Here is a 22037-nt window from a genome sequence, read left to right as displayed (position 1 = left end):
CTCGAGACCTTCTGCAAAGGTCTCCGCATACTTTTGGGATGCCTCATGGCGTCTTTGGCGATTCCGGTTGGGATGCAAGTCCTGTCCCGCTACACTGGCATCATTCCCACCTACCTTTGGACCGAAGAACTCGCGACCTTCATATTTGTATGGGTTGTTATGATCGGCTCTATGGTTGCTGTTTGGGATGGTACGCATTTTGACGTGGTTATCACTGCCGATGCCAAACGCCCTCTGCCTGTCTTCCTTCAGAAAGCTGTTGTGCACTGTTCCATCGGCGTCTTTGCCGTTCTGTTCGCATGGTACGGCATTGAATATGCCAAGATTGGATCGATCCAAACCTCGGTCATGCTGCGTGCCAATCTATTCTGGATTTACGTCTCTGTTCCAATTGCGGGCTTTGCCTGGGCGATTTTCAGCAGCTACCGCTTGTATGAGGCATTTGCTGCCTACCAAATTAATAAAAGGGCTTCGCAATGATCATCTCAACAGGCATCGCATGTGCCATTCTCGTCGGTGGTTTCTTGTTTTTGATCCTGATCCGCGTGCCCGTTGCATTTGCCTTGGGCATTGCAACAATACCAATTGTCATGATGGATATCCGCCTCACGCCATTCATTATTCTGGACCGGATGTTCCAGTCCTATAACTCGTTCATTCTTCTTGCTGTGCCCTTCTTCCTGCTTGCTGCAAACCTGATGAACTCGGGTAAGATCACTGCAAAGCTTATTGATCTGGCGCGCGTACTAACAGGATGGATGCCCGGTGGTTTGGGCCATGTAAACGTCGCAGTTTCCATGCTGTTTGCTGGCATTTCCGGCTCCTCCACCGCGGACGCGGCTGGCTGCGGCAAAATCTTGATCCCTGCGATGGTCAAGGAAGGGTATGACACCCGTTTTGCCATTGCGATCACTGCATGTTCGTCCGTGATGGGCGTAATTATTCCACCCAGCATTTTGATGGTTGTCTGGGGCGGCGTGATGCAAATGTCTGTTGGCGCATTGTTCTTGGCTGGTGCTATTCCTGGCCTAATGATCGGCTTTGCCCTGATGGCGACGGTCTACGGCTATGCAAAGGTCTACAACTACCCCATCGCCCTAAAGCCAACCCTGCCCGAGTTCTGGAGCGCCTTTAAAGGTGCCGCTTTGGCTTTGTTGACGCCAGTCCTCGTGATTGGTGGCATTGTTGGCGGCATTGTGACCCCTACAGAAAGCGCGATTATTGCTGCTGCATATGCCCTTATCCTTGGTATGTTCGTTTATCGCACGGTCACCATCAAAGACCTCGCAGGTATCTTTTATGATACGGGCCGCTTCGCATCGATCTCATTGTTTGCCATCGGTACGGCATCTGCATTTGGCTGGATGCTGGCATTTTACAACGTGCCCCGCCTGATTGTTGAAACCATGACCGCAAGCGAATTTGGCGTCATCGGCACTTCCTTGGTGATTGCTGCGTTGTTCTTGTTCTTTGGCCTGTTCATTGACGCGATCCCAACGATCATCATCCTTGGCACCGTACTGCTTCCCGTAGCAACTGCGGCAGGTATCCATCCCGTCGCCTTTGCAATCATCGGGATCATTTCACTGGCCTTTGGTTTGGTGACCCCGCCCTACGGGCTTTGTTTACTGATATCAGCGGCCATTGGGGGAATGAACGTGGTCAGCGTGATGCGAGATGTTTGCATCATCCTTGCACCAATGCTGTTGATCTTAATCCTCATCATCGTCTTCCCGGAAATTGCCCTGTGGTTGCCACGCACCCTTATGCCGATGACGTTCAAATGATCGTCACGGCAACACGAAAGATGCCATCATGAAGGCGGCATGGCGTTGGTTTGGGCCAGATGATCCAATCACATTGGCCCAAATCCGGCAGACTGGCGCGACAAGTATTGTCACAGCTCTGCATGATTTTGGCCCTGGTGAAGTCTGGCCCGCACGCGACATCAATCGCATCAACGAGATGATTGTCGACAATGGCCTGACCTGGGACGTCTGCGAGTCGATCTGGATGCCCGACGCGATCAAGCTGCAGGGGGCCGCGGCCACTGGCGAAGTTGACGCGTGGATCAAGACCATGCGCAACCTTACGAAAGCGGGTGTCAAAACCATTTGCTACAACTTCATGCCCCTGCTTGATTGGACCCGTACAGATCTGAATTATCACATCGAAGGGCGTGGCCATGCCCTGCGTTTTGATATGATCGATTTCATTGTCTTTGACGTGCATGTCCTCAAGCGCCCCAATGCAAGTGCCACCTACCCTGCCGATCTAATGGCGCTGGCAGACATCGAATTTGCAACGATGACCCCTGCGCAACAGACCACATTATCACGCAACATCATCGCTGGCCTACCAGGCAGCGGCAGTGGCTTTACCCTCGATCAACTGCGCGATGGGATTGCCAGCTTTGCAAAGCTCTCTCATGCGGGGCTTCGTGAAAATCTAGCGTCGTTTTTGGCCGCAGTCATGCCGGTCGCGGATGAGCTGGGTGTGTGCCTTGCGATACACCCTGATGACCCGCCCATGCCGCTGTTTGGATTACCGCGCTGTGTCTCAACGGCAGATGATTTGCGTTTTGTGCTTGAGAGCTACCCTAGCCCGTCAAACGGCCTGACCTTTTGCACGGGTTCCTTGGGCGCACGAGCTGACAATGATCTGCCAAAGATGGCCCGCGAATTCGGCGACCGCATTCATTTCGCCCATCTGCGCAATGTGAAACGTGAAAGCGATGGCAGTTTTCATGAGGCCGCCGTTTTTGAAGGCAGTACTCAGATGGTCGATGTCGTCAGAGAACTGATGGCTACGGAGCTGAATAACAACACCTCCGACCTCCCCTTTCGACCCGATCATGGTCACCTCCTTGACTTCGAAGGTGATCAAAAAAGCAATCCGGGGTATTCCTACCTTGGCCGCCTCAAGGGATTGGCCGAACTAAACGGCGTAATGATGGCGCTTGCCTCAAACGCCAAATGAAACACGACTTCTGAAAGAGCTGACATGACTTCAATTTTAGGCATCGGAGAATGCATGGTAGAACTGTCCTCAGCGGGGACAGGGCTTTGGCGGCAAGGTTTTTCCGGCGATGTGTTTAACGCGTTGTGGTATGCACGGGCGATCATGCCTGACGACTGCTCAGTGGCGTTTCACACCGCGTTGGGGACCGACCCGCTTTCAGATCAACTGATCGATTTTGCGCAAAGCGCTGGCATAAATTGCGACAACACTCCACGTTTTGAAGACCGCAGACCCGGTCTGTATTCAATACATCTAAACGACGGCGAGAGAAGTTTCACCTATTGGCGCGATACTTCTGCGGCTCGGGTTATGATGAACGACGCCCAAACGCTTTGGGACAAGATCGAAAATGCGGACATCATCTATTTCAGCGGGATCACCTTGGCCATCTTGCCTGAGGAAGACTGTCAGCTGCTGTTGGAAAATCTAAGACCACGCAAAAAGTCTACGGCCAGTATTGTGTTTGATCCAAACATCCGGCCCCACTTGTGGCAGGATAAAGAGCGCATGCGCGCAGTGATCACCCAAGCGGCCTCATTGTCGGATATCGTCTTGCCCAGCTTTGATGACGAGATCAACACATTCGGGGATGCCAATCCAGAAGTGACTGCACGCCGGTATGAGGCGCTCGGTGCGGGACATGTTGTCGTTAAGAATGGGCCAGAAAATACAGTGCACCTTCAAGACGGTAAGATAACGGAGTTTCCCGTTGCTGCGATTCAGGATGTCATCGACACAACGGCGGCTGGCGATTCCTTCAATGGCGCATATTTAGCTGCACTGCTTGGTGGAAAACGCACGCAAGACGCGATCCACGTTGCACAACAGTGCGCAGCTCAGGTCATCCAAACCAAGGGGGCTTTGGTGCCTTTTTCCGAGCTCACACTAACCAAGGGCTAATCACACAACGGCACACCCCAGAAAAGTTTGAATATCAAACCCTTTTGGGGTCCTTAAAGACAATTGCTCACCAGCAGGTGGGATGGTCTTTCCATACTACCCACCATGGCAATACGACGTGCCCAATGACCTAATTCTGTGCCAGCGCAGCCATCACCCATTTAGCGATTTTGATAAGGCGGCCAATAGATCGGCACGAATGACGGGCTTCATCAGGCGTATATCTTCAGGGCGCAGATCATTGCCTCGCACAGTCGCTTCATTGGCATAACCAGACATAAATATAACGCGAAGATCAGGAACCTGTTCGCGCAATACCTTGCTAAGCGTGGTGCCCTGAAGGGTACCGGGCATCACAATGTCCGTAAGCAACAGATCGAAATCGGGTGATGCGTCAAAAATCGCACGCGCCTCGTCGCCCGTTGATGCCGAAGTGACATCATATCCCGCTTTCTCTAACATTGTAACAATCACAGCCAGAACTTCACTCTCGTCCTCGGCAACCAATATACGTCGTCCATTGGCTTGATGCGGTTCGACGAAAGTTTCCTCAATTTTTTGGCAAACCAATTCATCCGTGAGCGCTTTGAAATAGAGATTAAAACTAGTCCCAACACCCCACTCTGAATAGACCTGAACAGTTCCACCCGATTGATGCATAAAGCCCTGTACCATTGACAACCCCAACCCTGATCCCTTGCCGGTAGGTTTTGTTGAGAAGAAAGGCTCAAATATTCTTGAGAGAATGGGTCCTGAAATACCCTCGCCCGTATCGCTGACCGACAACATCACGTAGCAGCCAGGCGCCAGTTTCTCTTGCCGGCTATCGATATACGCATCATGGACGTGCACGTTTGCAGTCTCAAGCATCAACTCCCCACCATCCTGCATCGCGTCCCGTGCATTCAAAATCAGGTTCAGCAACGCGCTTTCGATTGAACTTGGATCGGCCTCAGTTTCCCACAAATCTGCAGACAAAGAGGTCTCGACCGAGATGTTCGCCGGAAGGGTGCGGCCAGCCCAATTGCGGGTTTCATTCACCAAACGGTTCAGATCAACTACCTCAGGGGACAACCGCGCCTTACGTGCAAATGCCAACATGTTGCGGGTCAAATCCGCCCCTCGTTTGGTGGCTTGAATACCAGCATCGATCATTTCAATATGGTCCGCATCTGTCATGTCATCACGTAGCAATTCCAGATTGCCCATAATAACCGCTAGAAGGTTATTGAAGTCATGCGCTACACCGCCTGTCAGTTGACCAATACTTTCGTGTTTTTGCGCACGATGAACAACTTCCCTTTGAACTTCTAACTGCGCCTGAGTTTCGACTTCAGCCGTCACATCAAGGATGAAGCCATCGGTACGTACATTTCCATCCTCCACTCGGGACGCTCCGGTCAGGGTTTCCAACCACTTGCGTTCACCCGTCTTGGTCGTGATCTGAAAGCGTCTTTTAAACGTACTCAGATCACGCGCTGCATCAGACAACCTCTTGTACATACCCTCCCGATCTTTGGGATCATGGGCCGTTATCAATAGCTCTTGGTTTGCGTAAATTTCTTCGGGGGTGTAGCCCCAAATCGCTTCTGATTGAGAACTGACAAAGATAATATTTGGTTGATTGGGGTCAGTCATGTCCAAACTAATAGTTACACCAGGAAGGCTGGCAATAGTGCGCTCAAGACGGGTTTCGGCGATCTCGCGCTGCTTTACTGCCTGTTTTCTTTCTGAGACATTGCGGACAACGACAACCATCTCATCATGGTTGATGATACGGCAGATACGCGCTTCAAAATCTTGAACTCTTCCAGACACTTCAAGGGGATATTCCCAAGTAACAATCTCACCCGTTTCCAGGTGTTCTCGGATTTTTTCGTCAAATAAATCACCGGCTGCCTTGGGCAGCATCCCCGACATTTTACGCCCAACTTGTTTTTCCGGTTGAATATATAGGTCAGCCAGCTGGGATGTCTTGCACTCCAAAATCCGGCCTTCTCTGTCGATCCTGAAATAGGTATCGGGCAAAGCGTCTATCAACGCGGCCATCTCTTCTGATTTGGTGTCTCTTTCTTCTTCCACACGCCGGCGTTTTTGGGAAATATTCCTGAAGCTTTGCATGATACCCTGAAAATCAAGCACCTGCTTGGCAGCTTGGTCTCGTGCGTAGTCACTGCTCAACGCTCCCCCGTATTCCAAATGGCGAATTTCGCGGTTCATAGCCCGAATGGGATTGAACACGCTCGCTTCCATCAGGCGCCCTGCGATATACCAGATCGCGGCCAACGCCGCCCCCAGCCCCAGTAAGTAGTTGAACATACGTTGATTGGCTGCCTCAATTCCAATACCTACAGGAACCCCAAGGATCATGTAGACGTTGTTATGCACGATCCCATCTGTAAGCATACTTTGTCTGAAAGTTCGGCGCACATTATCTGTTTTTGAAATCACCTCTTGATTAACATTTTCAACTTCATCTAAGGCCAATCCAGCCTGAGTAAGGGGTTTCCCCAATAGGTCAGTTTGATTTGGATAGGTCGCTATGATGTTTCGACTGTTGTCTACGATAAAGGCGACCGTACCTTCTGGCAGGCCTGCGTCTTCAAGTGTAACGCTCCACCAATCCAATGAAAGAACAGCAACAGCAGCGCCTATTGGCGCCGTTTGGCTGGTAGCATCATACACAGGATAAGCAAAATTGACGCTGGTCACATGCGCAGCGCGGTCAATTTGAAATGTCCCAATGCTAAAATTTTGCCGTTCAATCGCTTTGCGAAAATAGGGGCGGTCATAAACGTTAACAGGCTTAGTCAGTGGCACGGCGCTGCACAACAACTGTCCGTCAGCCAACGGAACCCCTAGATTTATATAGTGCGGCGTCAATGACGCTGTTTGTTCCAAAAACGCCTTGCACTCTGCACCAGCAGGATTACGGATCGCAGGCACTTTTGTTAAATTTATCAGGAAACGTCGTGTATCCTCAATAAGCTCTGCCTGAGTGGCGATCACTTGCTCCACAGCCCGTTGTGCAATTAATCGGGAGACATCAATTCTGTGCAGTCGTTCCCGCATATTTAGTACTACGATCATAATAACCGCAGGCAACGCGATGAGCAGGAATAAAAATTGTAGGCGAAACCGGATAGATCTTAAAACGTCGGGCAGCTTAACTGTAAAAGGGATATCTTGTATTTGTCGCTTGTCGACATCCATATTCGTATCCATTCTTAATCAATGAATTCGAGATATCACAATTGGTCGCCAATGCCTCAAGATTAATTAATCCCGGAAGAAAGGAAAAAACACTGTGTCCATCGATCTCAACACCACCGATAGTTGGGACATTCCAAAATAATCAACATCCGTATCATTCTATCGATATGGTCAAATCTGCTGAAAGCCCATGTGCCAACGTAAATTTTGCATTTGGCAAATCGTTTCTAGCCACCCGTAATTCGGCTTCATCCTGACTATGCTCGTGGTGTATCCATCGTTCAATCAAACGTTTCTTCAAAATATCGATGGGCACGCTAATCTGAACACTAAGGTCCCACAACGATGCCAACGCGCTCCATGGGGCGACATCAAGGAGCAGATAGTTACCTTCGACTATAATTGTCGTGTCTGTTTCTTTTACTTTGCTTCCGCCCTCAATCACGCAATCCTGTTCCCGGTCAAATATTGGGAAAGGCACTTCACCCCTTTCTTTCAACGCAAGGATAACTTCTGAAAAGCCAGCAACGTCGAATGTTTGCGGCGCACCTTTGCGTGACAATAGGTTCTGGCGTTCCAACTCCTCATTGCTGAGATGAAAGCCATCCATGGGAACCACGCAGGCGTCATCGATTTCCTGTTCAAGGGCTGCTGACAACGTAGATTTTCCACTGGCTGGTGGACCCGCAACCGCAATGATCCTGCGCCCATTTGTCAGTGGGACGGCAGATATGCGTTCGCTGATGCTTTTGGTATCGATCATGGCGTTTCCAATTGGGGCTTTTGGGCATGGAATATTCTAAAACCTGCGTATCACAATTTATGATCACTGTAGGAGATCAACGTGAAGCATTCCCCTCATATTCACCTGTTTGATTGAATCTGCAGCCAGTTACGTGCTCCCTCACAACGCCTATTTATCAATCACGCTGGATATGGATGCCTGAAAAATGGGCGCATTGATGGAAAGGCCCGTCCACGCGCCCGTGTTGAATTTTCCAAGCGCGCGGCCTCCACTAAGCAACGACAATGAACTCAGACATGCGCATCCTCGTCGTCCAGGAAGATACCGAAAAAGCTCAACACATCATCGATGCCCTTTCAGAGGCGGGCTGGCACGATGTGCAGGCCCTTTCAGACATATCATTCCTCAAAAATTCAATTCAGAGTTTTGATCCGGACATCGTTCTGATTGACATGGAAAATCCTGATCGAGACACGTTGGAGCACATAAGCATGGTCTCTGACACCCGGTCGCGGGCCGTTGCGATGTTTGTGGATCAATCAGATAGCGATCTGACCCGCGCAGCCATGAATGCCGGCCTAAGCGCGTATGTCGTTGATGGGTTAAAGATGAACCGAATAAAACCCGTGCTAGAAACCGCAATAGCGCGGTTCCAAATTATGCGCCAAATGCGGTCGGAATTGGATGCTGCAAAGCAAGCCCTCACAGATCGCAAAACCATCGACCGCGCCAAAGGCATCTTAATGCGCCAGCGGTCACTGTCAGAGGATGCCGCCTATAAACTCCTGCGCAAGGCGGCGATGGATCAGGGCCGCAAGGTGATTGATGTCGCGCAGGCACTGGTCACAGCGGCGGATCTGCTTATATGAGCCGTCAAATTCTGAACTGCGGATATGTCCCACTTGTGGATTGCGCCCCTCTCATTATCGCAAAAGAACTTGGCTTTGCGCACGAAGAGGGGATCGAGCTAAATCTAATGCGTCAGCCGTCATGGTCCGCCCTGAGGGATATGTTGGCACTGGGCCATTTGGATGCCGCACAAATGTTATCTCCGATGCCCATTGCGATGTCTTTAGGCATGGGGGGGCTGAGCGCGCAGATCGACAGCCTTATGGTATTGTCCGTCAACGGAACTGTCTTTGGCGCGTCCAAGGCAATCGCGCGGGAATTAGGGCCACTGCCCTTTGGAGACGCAACAACCCTGCTGAAGGCTTTAGGCAAACTAAACAAGCGCCCGATCCGCATTGGCATCCCGTTCCCCTTTTCCATGCATCGGTTGTTGCTGTCCTACTGGACACAAACGCTTCCTGATGGTGCCGTTGAAACGGTGACGGTGCCGCCACCGCGCATGGCAGATGCCGTCAGTGATGGTCACGTTGATGCATTTTGGGTTGGGGAACCTTGGGGCAGTGCAATAGTACAGCGCGATGTTGGGCAGATTCTGATGACGGGGCCAAATGTTTGGGGGTTTGCACCAGAAAAAGTACTGGCAGCGCGCCATGACTGGATCGAAGAAAACCCAATACCGACCCGCAGCCTGATGCGCGCAATCTACCATGCCGGCCGTTGGCTGGACGATGAAAATAACAAACCACTCGCTGTTGAGATCCTAGCGCGTAGCGAACATCTGAATTTATCACCCGATGTGATTGATCCCGCCCTTACCGGACATCTAACGCCCCACACCAACGGTTCACCCATCACTGCAAGCCGCTTCTTGGTGTTCCACGATCACTGCGCCTCATTCCCGTGGCGCAGTCAGGCCGCATGGATTGCCGCACAACTGGGCGCTGATCCAGCAGGCATCGACCGCGCCAAACAGTGCTGGCGCACCGACCTTTACCGCAAAAACCTAAGTTCAATCGGCGCTGATATTCCAAGTGCATCGGAAAAAATCGAAGGCGCGATTAGAGAAATGACCCCCGTGCCCTCATCACGTGCCCGTATGATTCTTGCGCCGGATGCATTTTTTGATGGCAGAACCTTTGAATTCACGCCCAACAAAGATGAATAAAAAGGCACTTTTGTGCTGCGGTGCAAAATTTGATGCGGCAGTGCAGAAAAAACTTGAGATCATCCCTCATTCGCTAAATCCTTAACCCATGACTAGGGCATCGTCGCCCGCCACTCTGCTTGCCAATGAAGGTGAGCAACTTCCAAGAGCAAAGCCGCTCGCGATGACCACGGACCTCCTCCCCGTGTGAATTGCGTGCGGCTTTTTTCGTTTTGCTGGCCCTGCCAGCCTAGACAAAGGACCATTCCATGAAGAAAACCCTGCCCACCTTCATCACTGCCGTTAGTTTGCTAGCAACTGGGGCCTATGCCCAAACACTTGATCTGGAAAAAGACGAACTGACTTTTGGCTTTATCAAGCTCACCGACATGGCCCCATTAGCCGTGGCCTATGAAAATGGATACTTTGAAGATGAGGGATTGTTTGTCACACTAGAGGCGCAGGCGAACTGGAAAGTGCTGCTTGATGGTGTGATTGACGGCGAATTGGACGGCGCGCATATGCTGGCAGGTCAGCCACTGGCCGCGACCATTGGCTACGGCACGAAGGCGCATATCATCACGCCTTTCTCGATGGATTTGAATGGCAACGCGATCACGGTCTCAAACGATGTCTGGGATCAAATGAAACCACACATCCCAAAAATGGCAGACGGACGTCCACAACACCCGATTAGCGCCAGCGCCCTTGCCCCTGTAATTGAAGATTACAAAGACAAAGGCGTCGCCTTTAACATGGGCATGGTTTTCCCCGTCTCTACCCATAATTATGAACTGCGCTATTGGCTCGCAGCGGGTGGTTTGCAGCCGGGTTATTACTCCCCCCAAGATATTTCCGGTCAGATTGGCGCGGACGTCTTTTTGTCTGTGACCCCTCCGCCGCAAATGCCAGCCACAATGGAAGCAGGAACCATCTTTGGCTACAGCGTAGGCGAGCCATGGAACCAACAGGCCGTAATCAAAGGAATTGGCGTGCCGGTGATCACTGACTACCAGCTGTGGAAAAACAACCCCGAGAAGGTCTTTGGAATTTCCAAAGAGTTCGCAGATGCCAACCCGAACACAACCATCGCCCTGACCAAAGCACTGATCCGCGCGGCAATCTGGCTAGACGAGAACGAGAATGCCAACCGCGAAGAAGCTGTCGAAATCTTGTCCCGCTCAGAATATGTCGGCGCGGATTACGAGGTAATTGCCAATTCGATGACAGGCACGTTCGAGTTCGAAAAAGGCGACAAGCGCGCGATCCCCGACTTCAACGTTTTCTTCCGCTACAACGCAACCTACCCGTTTTACTCTGACGCCATTTGGTACCTGACACAGATGCGCCGCTGGGGTCAGATTGCTGAGCCAAAATCGGACGAATGGTTCATCGACACTGCTAAAGACGTCTACCGCCCAGACATCTACCTGCAGGCAGCACGCATGTTGGTAGATGACGGCATGGCAAGTGAGGCCGACTTCCCATGGGACAGCGATGGTTTCAAAGCGCCAACACCTGCCAGCGATATCATTGACGCCATTCCCTACGATGGCAGCGCGCCCAACGCCTACCTCGAAAGCCTGCCGATCGGCCTGAAGGGTCAGCAGATCATCGAAGATAACGAAATCAAAGGCTAAGCCTTTTCTCCCTCGCGGCACCTGCTGCGGGGGAACTTCATCCATTTAGACGACCATAGGAATCCAGACATGTCCGTAACCGATCCAGATACATTAAGCGCCGATGTAAGACGCGCGAAGCTATTCACCCGTATCAACCGCGCCGACAACTGGTTTCAGGTTTTAGGCTTGGCATGGATGACCCCAATCCTCAAAGCCGCCGCAGGAGATAACCCGCGCGCGCAAATGGGCGAAATCTGGCGGTTGCTGGGCGTCCCTTTGCTTGCCATCGCGATCTTCTTGATCGCTTGGGGCACCCTCGCCCCCAAAGTACAGACATCCCTCGGTGCTGTCCCCGGCCCTGCCGCCGTGTGGGAACAAGCCGTCAATCTAAACGCCGAGGCCGCACGCACCCGCGAAAAAGAGGCCGCCTTTTACGAACGTCAGGATACGCGCAACGCCAAACTGATCGCGGAAGGCAAAGAGGATAAGGTTAAAGACCGCGCATTTACAGGTAAACCAACCTATTACGCGCAAATCTGGACGTCGATCAGAACCGTATTTTTCGGCTTCATCATCGCATCAATAATTGCAATTCCGCTGGGCATTGCTGCTGGTCTGTCCCAAACGGCGAACGCCGCACTGAACCCGCTGATCCAAATCTTCAAACCCGTCTCCCCGCTTGCGTGGCTGCCTATTGTAACGATGATCGTCTCGGCCGTTTACGCCAGCAATGACGGCATGTTCTCCAAATCGTTCCTCGTTTCTGCAATCACCGTGACGCTCTGCTCGCTTTGGCCCACGTTGATCAACACATCCCTTGGCGTTGCCAGCATCGACAAAGACCTCGTTTCAGTCAGCCGTGTTCTGAAGATGAACACATGGACCAAGATCACCAAACTGGTGCTGCCCTCTGCCCTGCCGCTGATCTTTACCGGATTGCGCCTGTCTTTGGGTGTCGGATGGATGGTTCTGATCGCTGCTGAAATGCTGGCCCAGAACCCAGGCCTTGGCAAATTCATCTGGGACGAATTCCAAAATGGGTCCAGCCAATCCTTAGCCAAAATCATGGTCGCCGTGTTCACCATCGGCATCATCGGCTTCTTGTTGGACCGCGTCATGTTCGCGCTTCAATCCATGTTCACCTTCACAGCGGATCGGTGATCGATATGAGCATCCTATCATTCAAAAACGTAAACAAAGGTTTCGGCGTAGGTATTCACCGCTCTGAAATCCTCAAGGACATCAACCTTGAGGTAGAGGAAGGCGAGTTTCTTGCGATCCTCGGGTTTTCTGGCACGGGTAAATCTACGCTGATGAATCTTATCGCCGGATTGGAGAAGCCCGACAGCGGAACGCTCACCTATCGCGGCAAACCCATTACTGAACCCGGGCCAGAACGGGGGCTGGTCTTTCAAAGCTATTCCCTGATGCCGTGGCTCACGGTTGGAGGTAATGTGGGCCTTGCGGTGGATGCCGTATACCCAAAACTGTCAAAGGCCGATCGTCAGACCAAGATCGACCATTACGTTTCAATGGTGGGTCTGTCACACGCAACTGCGCGGCGCCCTGCCGAGCTGTCTGGCGGTATGCGGCAACGCGTTTCTGTGGCGCGCGCCCTTGCCATGAACCCTGAGATGCTGCTGCTGGATGAACCTCTCTCAGCGCTGGATGCGCTGACACGCGCCAACCTTGCCGATGAAATCCTGGAAATCTGGGAAGAAGACAAGAAGACCTGCATCCTGATCACCAATGATGTGGACGAAGCGATCCTGTTGGCCGACCGCATTGTGCCACTGAATCCAGATGGCACGCTAGCCGACCCGATCGTGGTCAACATTCCGCGCCCGCGCGACCGGATGGCCATGAACAACGATGAGGGTTTCAAGAAACTACGCGCTCAGGTGACAAACTACCTCATGGATGTCGGCATCGAGGCAAAGGTCAAAGAGACCAAAACCCTACCAACCGTCACGCCGATCCACAGTGTGCCAAAGGCCGTGGCCGAGGCGCAGAAAGGCGCAATTGAGGAACGCTTCCTGAACTTTTCACAGCTCCACAAGGTGTATCCGACCCCCAAGGGACCACTGACCGTTGTTGAGAACTTTGACCTGAAGGTGAATAAGGGGGAATTCATCTCGCTGATCGGTCACTCGGGCTGTGGTAAATCCACGGTGCTGACGATGGCCGCTGGTCTTAACCCGATTTCAAAGGGTGCGATCCGGCTGGATGGTTGGAACGTTGAAGGCGCAGACCCTGAACGCGCTGTTGTGTTCCAATCCCCCAACCTGTTCCCATGGCTCACCGCCAAGGAGAACGTGGCCATCGGTGTGGACAAGGTCTATCCAAAAGCCAGCCAAGCCGAGCGTCAAGACGTGATAGAATACTACCTTGAGCGCGTCGGGCTGGCTGATAGCATGAACAAAGGTGCCGCGTCCCTGTCAAACGGGATGAAGCAGCGGGTGGGCATTGCCCGCGCCTTTGCCCTCTCACCCAAACTGTTGTTGCTGGATGAACCCTTTGGCATGCTCGACAGCCTCACCCGTTGGGAGCTGCAAGAGGTCCTGATGGAAGTTTGGTCGCGGACCAAAGTGACCGCTATTTGCGTTACCCACGATGTGGATGAAGCGATCCTGCTGGCTGATCGCGTTGTGATGATGACCAACGGACCACAGGCGACGATTGGCAAAATCACCGATGTAAAACTGCCGCGCCCACGGTCGCGCAAGGCCCTGCTCGAGCATCCTGATTATTACACTTACCGTCAGGAGGTTCTCGATTTCCTAGAGGAATACGAGCACGGCAATCAATCCAAAACTGCTGCAAAAGCAGCCCCAAAGCCCATAGCAGCGGAGTAGCACGATGAAAAAGAAGTTGATCATCATTGGTGCAGGTATGGCCACGGGCCGCGCACTTGAAACGTTGATAGAAACCGCGCCGGACGCCTATGAGGTGACGCTGTTCAACGCAGAGCCGCGCGGGAACTATAACCGCATCATGCTGTCGCCCGTTCTGTCCGGCGACAAAACCTACGCCGAGATCGAAACCCATACACCGCAATGGTATGCTCAGAACGGCATCAACTGCCGCTTTGGCGAAAAAATCGCCAGTATCGACCGCCAAGCAAAAAACGTTACCGCACAGAACGGCGATGTTCTGCCCTACGACAAACTGATGTTTGGCACAGGCTCCAACCCGTTTATCATTCCGCTTCCTGGTCACGACCTTAAAGGCGTCATTACCTACCGCGATCTGGAAGACACTGAACGGATGATGGGTCTGAATGAGAGCAACAGCTGTGTTGTGATCGGTGGCGGTTTGTTGGGTCTTGAGGCTGCGGCAGGCATGGCAGCACGCGGCGTTGACGTGACGGTTGTTCACATCATGGGCCATCTGATGGAGCGGCAACTGGATGAGGCTGCAGGCTATTTGCTGCGCAAAGCACTGGTAGACAAGGGCATCACTATTAAGTGCTCTGCCAATTCAAAAGAGATCCTTGGTAAAGACGGCCATGTGCGTGCTTTGTTGCTGGATGACGGCACCGAGTTGCCCTGTGATCTGTTGGTTATGGCGGTCGGCATTCGACCCAATGTTGCGCTGGCCAAAGAAGCCGGGCTTGCCGTGGGCCGTGGCATCCATGTGGATGACCAGATGCTCACCTCGGACGAGGACGTTCTTGCGGTAGGTGAATGCGTCGAACATGACGGCGCGATCTTTGGCCTTGTGGCACCTCTGTATGACCAAGCAAAAGTTGCTGCGAAAACCCTGCTGGGTGAAACAGATAGCTTTGTTCAAAAAGAGCTATCTACCAAGCTGAAAGTCACGGGTTGTGATTTGTTTAGTGCTGGTGATTTTTCAGATGGCGAGGGGCGTGAGGACATTGTTTTCCGCGATCCTGCGCGCGGCGTCTACCGCCGCTTAGTGATCGAGAATGACATCGTTATTGGCGCGGTCATGTACGGTGACACTGCCGATAGTAACTGGTTCTTTGGCATGATCCGCGACAAGACCGACATCAGCGAAATGCGCGACACGCTCATCTTTGGTCCTGCGTTTCAGGGGGGTGCCCCCTTGGACCCGTTGGCAGCCGTTGCAGCCTTACCGCGTGATGCGGAAATTTGTGGCTGTAACGGCATTTGCAAAGGAACCATCGAGGATGCCATCGCAGCAGGTGCAACCGATCTAAGCGCGATCAAAGCCACCACCAAAGCGTCAGCGTCTTGCGGGACTTGCACGGGTCTGGTTGAACAAGTATTGGCCGTCACGCTTGGCGACGCGTTTGTCATGCCTGCTGCTGCGTCAATCTGTGCATGTACGGATATGACCCACGAAGATGTGCGCCGCATGATCAAGTCACAGAAGCTGAAATCAATGCCCGCCGTTTGGCAGGAGTGCGGTTGGAAAACCTCTTGTGGCTGTCACGTTTGCCGCCCAGCGCTTAACTTTTATCTGCTGGCCGACTGGCCACTTGAGTATCAAGATGATCCACAAAGCCGGTTCATAAACGAACGCAAACACGCCAACATCCAAAAAGACGGCACATTCAGCGTTGTACCGCGCATGTGGGGTGGCATCACCACACCAAATGAATTGCGCGCGATTGCTGATGCCGCGGATAAATACAAAGTACCGACTGTGAAGGTTACAGGCGGTCAAAGGATCGATCTGTTGGGCGTAAAGGGTGAAGATTTGCCCGCAATCTGGTCTGATCTGAACGCCGCTGGCATGGTGTCAGGCCACGCCTATTCCAAAGGTCTGCGCACCGTAAAAACCTGCGTTGGGACAGATCACTGCCGCTTTGGCACCCAAGACAGCACAGGCCTTGGTATCAAGCTTGAGAAAATCCTATGGGGATCATGGACGCCCCATAAACTCAAGCTCGCTGTATCGGGTTGCCCGCGCAATTGTTCCGAGGCCACGTGTAAGGACATCGGTGTGATTTGTGTCGACAGCGGCTATCAAATCTCGATCGGTGGCGCGGCTGGCATGGACCTGCGCGAAACCCAGCTATTGGTTCAAGTCGAGACCGAAATCGAAGCCATGGAAGTGATCATGGCGATCACGCAAGCGTACCGCGAAAACGCCCGTTACCTCGATCGCATCTACAAATGGATGAACAAGGTTGGCCTAGATTGGATCAAGGAAAGGGTCGTTGAAGACAAATCCGAGCGTGCCGCACTCGTTGCGCGGTTCGAATTAAGTCAAAGCATCTATCGCCGTGATCCTTGGGCAGAGCATGCGCTTGAAAAGGCACACACCTACAAGCCACTCGCAAACCTATCATTGGAGGCCGCAGAATGAGCAAGTGGATCAACATCGCAGCACTTGATGACATTCCGGTTCGCGGCGCACGCATTGTGAAAACCCATGTTGGATGTGTTGCCGTATTTCGTACAGGTGAGGACGAGGTATTTGCTCTCAACAACGCCTGCCCTCACAAGGCTGGACCGTTGTCAGAGGGGATCGTACACGGAAAATCCGTAACCTGCCCGCTGCACAATTGGGTGATCTCCCTTGAGACAGGTGAGGCACAGGGCGAGGACAACGGCCAAGTGTCCACCTACCCAACTCAGATCAAGGATGGCCGTATCTTCCTTGACGGGTCTTCAATTGTAGCGCGTTCCGCTGCATGACCCTAACCCGCACAACCTGTCCCTATTGTGGTGTTGGCTGCGGCGTTCTGGCGAATGCAGATGGCACCATCAAAGGCGATCCCGAACATCCCGCGAACTTTGGCAGGTTGTGTTCAAAAGGGTCCGCATTGGGCGAAACCATTGATTTGGAGGGGCGTTTGCTCCATCCGCAGATTAATGGCGCGCGGGCAGATTGGGATGTCACGCTTGATTTGGTCGCTGAAAAATTCAGTACTGCTGTGCGTGAACATGGCCCCGACAGCGTGGCGTTTTACCTTTCTGCGCAATTGCTGACCGAAGACTATTACGTCGCGAACAAGCTGATGAAAGGGTTCATCGGCGCGGCGAACATCGATACCAATTCGCGGCTGTGCATGGCCTCTTCCGTTGCAGGACACAAACGCGCCTTTGGCACAGATACCGTTCCCGGCACCTATACCGACCTTGAGGAAGCGGATCTGATTGTTCTGGTCGGTTCTAACCTTGCATGGTGCCACCCCGTTTTACACCAACGCATCGCTAGCGCAAAAGAAGTGCGGCCCGACATGCGGATCGTCAACATTGATCCACGCAAGACAGCAACCAGTGATCTAGCGGATACGCACCTTAGCATTGTGCCGGATGGTGACATTGCCCTTTTCAACGGGTTGTTGGCACACATCGCGGCAACGGGTGCAATTGATGCGCAATACGTGGCCCAGCATGTGAGCGGCCTGCAAGACGCCGTTGAGGCAGCACACGCCAGCGACCCATTACAAACCGGACTGTCCCAAGCAGAGCTAACCGAATTTTACACCCTTTGGACCGACACTAAAAAGGTCGTCACCGTCTATTCCCAAGGCGTGAACCAATCGGAGTGTGGCACCGATAAGGTCAACGCGATCCTGAACTGTCACCTTGCTACGGGGCGCATTGGCAAACCCGGATGCAGTCCGTTTTCTGTCACGGGTCAGCCCAATGCGATGGGTGGGCGTGAGGTAGGCGGGTTGGCAAATATGCTGGCTAACCATCTTGAGCTTGATAATCCAGATCACCGCGCCTCGGTGCAAGGTTTCTGGGACAGCCCTGCAATTTGCACGGCAGCAGGCCTAAAAGCAGTAGATTTGTTTGATGCCTGCGCAAGCGGTCAAATCAAGGCGCTGTGGGTGATGTCAACGAACCCAGCTGTCTCCATGCCCAACGCCGATCATGTTGCGGCAGCCATCAAGGCAGTGCCGTTTGTCGTTGTGTCAGACATTATGGCGCGCACGGATACTGGTGATCTGGCTGATGTTCTACTCCCCGCCCTTGGATGGGGTGAAAAGGACGGCACCGTCACAAACTCTGAACGCCGCATTTCGCGTCAGCGCCCCTTCCTGCCATCTGCAGGTGAAGCACGCGCTGATTGGCGCATTATATCCGATGTCGCGTGCCGCATGGGTTTTGAAGCCAGCTTCAACTACACCAAGCCCGCCGATATCTTTGCGGAGTATGTCGCGCTTAATGATGCTACATCGGTATTTCCGCGCGATCTAGACCTGAGTATTTTTGCAGATGCCGACTACGCAAACCTAGTCCCTACGCAATGGCCACGAAATGACAGACGTTTTTTTGCAGACGGGCAATTCTATCACGCGGATGGTAAAGCGCGCATGCTTGCGCTCACCGCGCCTGATGTCACGAACGCTCCGTTCATGCTCAATACTGGACGCAATCGGGACCAGTGGCACACGATGACCCGCACGGGAAAATCGCCAAAGCTGGGCGGGCATCTCGCCGAACCATATCTTGAAATACACCCCAAGGACGCGAGCGCCCTTAACGTAAATGCTGGCGACTTGATCACTGTAAAAAACCAGTTCGGCAAGGCGATCTTGCGCGTGCTGGTCACGGATCGCGTGGCCGTTGGACACCCTTTTGCACCCATGCACTGGACACGCCAAACCGCGCGCAATGCCACCATCAATAGCGTGGTTGCACCTGTGACTGATCCTGTGTCCGGCCAACCTGCACTCAAATCAGGGCCTGTGTCTTTGGCGAAATATGACGCGGACTGGTACGCGTTCATTGCGTCAAGACACCCGATAATGCCAAATACAGCCTATGCCGGAATCGCACGTACTGAAACCGGATGGCAGGCCGAGATCGCCTGCAAAGGCACACCTGATGATTGGGCACTCATGGCGCAACAGATGACTGGTTTACAAGATGCAGAAGTATCGATGTACCAAGACGCCGCATCAGGAAACACACGCGTCGCCCTTAGCCGTGAAGGTGAGATTGAAGCATTGATGTACACAGGAATGCAGCCTGTTGTTCTGTCCCGCTCTGCAGCAACTTCCCATATCGGCACATCGGTGCCACCATTGCTTGCCCTTGCAGGCCGAACAAGCGCGGATCAATCCGATCCCGGCATAACTGTTTGTGCGTGTTTTAATGTCGGACGTAATACGCTGCTGGACGCCATCGCAGCCGGTGCCACATCCGCAAATCAGCTGGGCGAGGCAACATGTGCTGGAACCAATTGCGGATCTTGCAAGCCGGAACTCAATGCACTTATTGCGCAAGTTTCCTTGCCTGTGGCTGCAGAATGACGCTTGCTCCCTACGTTCGGATTGTGGCCCAAGGAAAAGGGCGTGCAAGGCCCCTCACGCAGGAAGAATCGTTTGAGGCGATGACAGTCATTTTGCGCGGTGACGCAGCGCCCGAAGCAGTCGGTGCGTTGCTGATGGTAATGCGCCTGCGCGGTGAGATCCCCGAAGAGATCGCAGGGTTTACCGCCGCCTTGCGCGCCCATGTTGCTGGAACGCTGCCGCCTGCCGATCTGGATTGGCCCAGTTACGCCGCAGGGCGCAGCCGCGGCGCGCCGCTTTACCTGCTTTCGGCACGGCTTGTCGCTCAGGCAGGTTACCGGGTTTCGATGCACGGCTGGAACTCTCATCAAAAGGCGTCACGTACCGTTGAGGAAATCCGTCATCTTGTTGGTCCTCAGGTGCAGTATCACACGTTGGTTGATCTAAGCCCCGAGGCCTTCAAATTGCTGAATTTGCGTGACGTTCTGGGGTTACGATCTTGCTTCAATACCGTTTTACGCATGTGGAATCCGTCAGACGCTGATGCAACAGTTCAGGGCGTCTTTCACCCCTCTTACCGCAGTTTGCAGGCGCAGGCTGCCGCGCTTTTGGGTCAACAGACCTTAAGCATTATCAAAGGTGGCGGTGGAGAGTTCGAGCGGCACCCCTCCAAGGACATCACGGTTTTCGGGCTGCGCGATGGCGCGCACATCCAGTACGTAATCCCAGCTGAACTGAACCAAACACGCCGCTTGCATGAAGTGGGAGAAGACATTGATCCAAAAGCACTTTGGCAAGGAAGCCTTCAAGATGAATTCGCGCAAGCCATTGTGATTGGCACTGCAGCGTTAGCCCTATGGACACTCAGGGCCGCACCCACTGCTGCCGACACCTACCAGATGGCCCAAGAGTTATGGGCTGGCAGGCATTCTAATGACGGAGTTGCACCATGAAAACCTTTCCAATGTTTTTCAAAATGGACGGCAGACAGGTTGTCATTGTGGGCGGTGGTGAACAAGCCGCGCAAAAGACCCGCCTTATGCTCAAGACCGAAGCGCAAATCACCATAATTGCGGACGATCTGGATCCCGAGCTTGCCACGCTGGCTGCATCCGGAAAATTCACACAACACCAAGGCGAAATCAACGCGGCCTGTTTTAACAACAAAGCACTGGTGTTCATTGCAACAGGGTGCCCCGCAGCGGATAGTGCCCTGCACGCCATGGCAAAGGCCGCAGGTGCGACAGTGAATGTTGTGGATCAACCGCATCTTTGCGACGTTATCACCCCCTCAATTGTCGATCGTGATCCCGTGGTTGTTGCCATAGGAACAGAAGGCACGGCCCCTGTTCTGGGTCGTCAAATTAAAACGCAGATCGAGCAGATGCTTGAGCCGGAATTGGGTGATCTTGCAGCCCTTGCAGGGCGGTTACGCGCAAGTGCTGCCGCGCGCCTTGCACCTCGGGCGCGACGCGATCTTTGGCGCTGGGTGTTTGGTAGCACTCCCCGGCGCACCCATGCGCGCGGTGCGCGACGTGAGACTGCGCAGATGATCAAACAAGCGATTCAAACGGGCGATTTTGGACAAGACGCAAAAGGTAGTGTTGCCTTGGTTGGCGCTGGCCCCGGCGCAACAGACCTGATCACCCTGCGCGGCATTCAACGCCTGCAAGAAGCCGATGTAATCTACTATGACAGGTTGGTTGATCCCGAAATACTGGAACTTGCCCGCCGTGACGCTGAGCGCGTTTATGTTGGAAAAACAGCTGGATGTCACAGCTGGCCGCAAGAAAAGATCACACAGACGCTCGTTAATGCCGCGAAAAAGGGGCAGAGAATTGTCCGGCTTAAATGTGGTGATCCAGGCATCTTTTCCCGCAGCGATGAAGAATTGAGCGCCCTGCGCGCCGCCGACATTCCAGTAGAAATTGTGCCCGGTGTCACGGCAGCATGTGGTGCCGCTGCCGCAATGGGCGAACCATTGACCGAGCGAGGTGCCATCGACACGCTTACCTTAACTACTGGGCATTTAGTTGACGGCGAAACCATCCCCCATGCGTTGAAAAACTTGCACCCGGGAACCTGTGTCACACTTTACATGGCAGTTTCGGCAGCAGATCGGATAACTTCATATTTGTTATCAAACACCTCAGCATCCGAAATCACGGTCACCGTGGTGGCAAATGCACAGACCAAGCATGAACAAATTCTGGAATGTGATTTGCGTTCGCTCACCGCCACTCTGGCTGCAGCTGGAATAACCGATACTGCCATGATCATTTTGAAATGGCGCAAGACGCAGGCCCTTCCCAAGATGCGGCTCGCCTAAATTCGGAAGGCGAACCGCATCAGGTGATCCGT

The 22037-nt window shown here is 53.1% G+C and carries 16 protein-coding genes; 14 read left to right on the top strand and 2 right to left on the bottom strand.

The genetic code is table 11. The features are described from left to right. Window positions 1–45: 45 nt before the first annotated feature. From V7775_RS18555 to V7775_RS18540, 4 genes are read left to right on the top strand one after another with little or no spacing between them, the layout of a single operon-like run. Window positions 46–480 carry a TRAP transporter small permease gene (locus tag V7775_RS18555; protein WP_335753416.1) on the top strand — a complete coding sequence of 145 codons (435 nt, stop codon included), beginning with the start codon at window positions 46–48 and terminating at the stop codon, window positions 478–480. Beyond that, window positions 477–1787: a TRAP transporter large permease gene (locus tag V7775_RS18550; protein WP_335753415.1), complete on the top strand. Its 1311-nt coding sequence runs from the start codon at window positions 477–479 to the stop codon at window positions 1785–1787. Before V7775_RS18555 ends, V7775_RS18550 begins: the two co-directional genes overlap by 4 nt. Before the next feature lie 28 nt (window positions 1788–1815). Then, on the top strand, window positions 1816–2979 hold the full coding sequence (uxuA, locus tag V7775_RS18545) for a mannonate dehydratase (protein WP_335753414.1): 1164 nt from the start codon (window positions 1816–1818) through the stop codon (window positions 2977–2979). Between the two features lie 24 nt (window positions 2980–3003). Continuing rightward, on the top strand, window positions 3004–3921 hold the full coding sequence (locus V7775_RS18540; protein WP_335753413.1) for a sugar kinase: 918 nt from the start codon (window positions 3004–3006) through the stop codon (window positions 3919–3921). 153 nt (window positions 3922–4074) lie between these two features. Here V7775_RS18540 and V7775_RS18535 read toward each other — a convergent pair whose 3' ends face one another. Both V7775_RS18535 and V7775_RS18530 read right to left on the bottom strand, forming a co-directional pair. Beyond that, window positions 4075–7134 carry an ATP-binding protein gene (locus tag V7775_RS18535; protein ID WP_335753412.1) on the bottom strand — a complete coding sequence of 1020 codons (3060 nt, stop codon included), beginning with the start codon at window positions 7132–7134 and terminating at the stop codon, window positions 4075–4077. Between the two features lie 154 nt (window positions 7135–7288). Then, complete coding sequence (locus tag V7775_RS18530) at window positions 7289–7897, bottom strand: phosphoribulokinase (RefSeq protein WP_335753411.1); 609 nt, start codon at window positions 7895–7897, stop codon at window positions 7289–7291. Window positions 7898–8163: 266 nt separating this feature from the next. Between V7775_RS18530 and V7775_RS18525 the strand changes: the two genes are divergently transcribed. The 10 genes from V7775_RS18525 (at window position 8164) to cysG (ending at window position 22005) form a co-directional block, all read left to right on the top strand. Then, window positions 8164–8748 (top strand): ANTAR domain-containing response regulator, encoded by a 585-nt coding sequence (locus tag V7775_RS18525; RefSeq protein ID WP_335753410.1) that lies wholly within the window; start codon window positions 8164–8166, stop codon window positions 8746–8748. Beyond that, a complete protein-coding gene (locus V7775_RS18520) occupies window positions 8745–9893 on the top strand; it encodes a CmpA/NrtA family ABC transporter substrate-binding protein (protein WP_335753409.1) in 1149 nt (382 codons plus the stop codon). The genes V7775_RS18525 and V7775_RS18520 overlap by 4 nt, the downstream gene beginning before the upstream one ends. Window positions 9894–10141: 248 nt before the next feature. After that, a complete protein-coding gene (locus tag V7775_RS18515) occupies window positions 10142–11512 on the top strand; it encodes a CmpA/NrtA family ABC transporter substrate-binding protein (protein ID WP_335753408.1) in 1371 nt (456 codons plus the stop codon). A 69-nt stretch (window positions 11513–11581) separates the two neighbouring features. Further along, window positions 11582–12655 (top strand): ABC transporter permease, encoded by a 1074-nt coding sequence (locus V7775_RS18510; RefSeq protein WP_335753407.1) that lies wholly within the window; start codon window positions 11582–11584, stop codon window positions 12653–12655. Window positions 12656–12660: 5 nt separating this feature from the next. Continuing rightward, a complete protein-coding gene (locus tag V7775_RS18505; protein ID WP_335753406.1) occupies window positions 12661–14349 on the top strand; it encodes an ABC transporter ATP-binding protein in 1689 nt (562 codons plus the stop codon). Between the two features lie 4 nt (window positions 14350–14353). After that, a complete protein-coding gene (gene nirB / locus V7775_RS18500) occupies window positions 14354–16792 on the top strand; it encodes a nitrite reductase large subunit NirB (protein WP_335753405.1) in 2439 nt (812 codons plus the stop codon). Next, the gene (nirD, locus tag V7775_RS18495; RefSeq protein ID WP_335753404.1) at window positions 16789–17124 is read left to right on the top strand and encodes a nitrite reductase small subunit NirD; all 336 of its coding nucleotides are present in this window, start codon (window positions 16789–16791) and stop codon (window positions 17122–17124) included. Before nirB ends, nirD begins: the two co-directional genes overlap by 4 nt. Continuing rightward, on the top strand, window positions 17121–19697 hold the full coding sequence (locus V7775_RS18490) for a nitrate reductase (protein ID WP_335753403.1): 2577 nt from the start codon (window positions 17121–17123) through the stop codon (window positions 19695–19697). The genes nirD and V7775_RS18490 overlap by 4 nt, the downstream gene beginning before the upstream one ends. Beyond that, a complete protein-coding gene (locus V7775_RS18485; protein ID WP_335753402.1) occupies window positions 19694–20629 on the top strand; it encodes a glycosyl transferase family protein in 936 nt (311 codons plus the stop codon). Before V7775_RS18490 ends, V7775_RS18485 begins: the two co-directional genes overlap by 4 nt. Continuing rightward, a complete protein-coding gene (gene cysG / locus V7775_RS18480; RefSeq protein WP_335753401.1) occupies window positions 20626–22005 on the top strand; it encodes a siroheme synthase CysG in 1380 nt (459 codons plus the stop codon). The genes V7775_RS18485 and cysG overlap by 4 nt, the downstream gene beginning before the upstream one ends. Window positions 22006–22037 lie beyond the last annotated feature (32 nt).

It is taken from the genome of Sulfitobacter sp. (genome assembly GCF_036960155.1).
Classification (GTDB): domain Bacteria; phylum Pseudomonadota; class Alphaproteobacteria; order Rhodobacterales; family Rhodobacteraceae; genus Sulfitobacter.
This window is presented reverse-complemented; position numbering and strand designations above follow the sequence as displayed.

Excerpts from the sequence above, each read along its gene's own strand:
- V7775_RS18555 (WP_335753416.1), top strand. The coding sequence starts at position 46 with ATGGCGTCTTTGGCGATTCCGGTTGGGATGCAAGTCCTGTCCCGCTAC.
- V7775_RS18550 (WP_335753415.1), top strand. The coding sequence starts at position 477 with ATGATCATCTCAACAGGCATCGCATGTGCCATTCTCGTCGGTGGTTTC.
- uxuA (WP_335753414.1), top strand. The coding sequence starts at position 1,816 with ATGAAGGCGGCATGGCGTTGGTTTGGGCCAGATGATCCAATCACATTG.
- V7775_RS18540 (WP_335753413.1), top strand. The coding sequence starts at position 3,004 with ATGACTTCAATTTTAGGCATCGGAGAATGCATGGTAGAACTGTCCTCA.
- V7775_RS18535 (WP_335753412.1), bottom strand. The coding sequence starts at position 7,134 with ATGGATGTCGACAAGCGACAAATACAAGATATCCCTTTTACAGTTAAG.
- V7775_RS18530 (WP_335753411.1), bottom strand. The coding sequence starts at position 7,897 with ATGATCGATACCAAAAGCATCAGCGAACGCATATCTGCCGTCCCACTG.
- V7775_RS18525 (WP_335753410.1), top strand. The coding sequence starts at position 8,164 with ATGAACTCAGACATGCGCATCCTCGTCGTCCAGGAAGATACCGAAAAA.
- V7775_RS18520 (WP_335753409.1), top strand. The coding sequence starts at position 8,745 with ATGAGCCGTCAAATTCTGAACTGCGGATATGTCCCACTTGTGGATTGC.
- V7775_RS18515 (WP_335753408.1), top strand. The coding sequence starts at position 10,142 with ATGAAGAAAACCCTGCCCACCTTCATCACTGCCGTTAGTTTGCTAGCA.
- V7775_RS18510 (WP_335753407.1), top strand. The coding sequence starts at position 11,582 with ATGTCCGTAACCGATCCAGATACATTAAGCGCCGATGTAAGACGCGCG.
- V7775_RS18505 (WP_335753406.1), top strand. The coding sequence starts at position 12,661 with ATGAGCATCCTATCATTCAAAAACGTAAACAAAGGTTTCGGCGTAGGT.
- nirB (WP_335753405.1), top strand. The coding sequence starts at position 14,354 with ATGAAAAAGAAGTTGATCATCATTGGTGCAGGTATGGCCACGGGCCGC.
- nirD (WP_335753404.1), top strand. The coding sequence starts at position 16,789 with ATGAGCAAGTGGATCAACATCGCAGCACTTGATGACATTCCGGTTCGC.
- V7775_RS18490 (WP_335753403.1), top strand. The coding sequence starts at position 17,121 with ATGACCCTAACCCGCACAACCTGTCCCTATTGTGGTGTTGGCTGCGGC.
- V7775_RS18485 (WP_335753402.1), top strand. The coding sequence starts at position 19,694 with ATGACGCTTGCTCCCTACGTTCGGATTGTGGCCCAAGGAAAAGGGCGT.
- cysG (WP_335753401.1), top strand. The coding sequence starts at position 20,626 with ATGAAAACCTTTCCAATGTTTTTCAAAATGGACGGCAGACAGGTTGTC.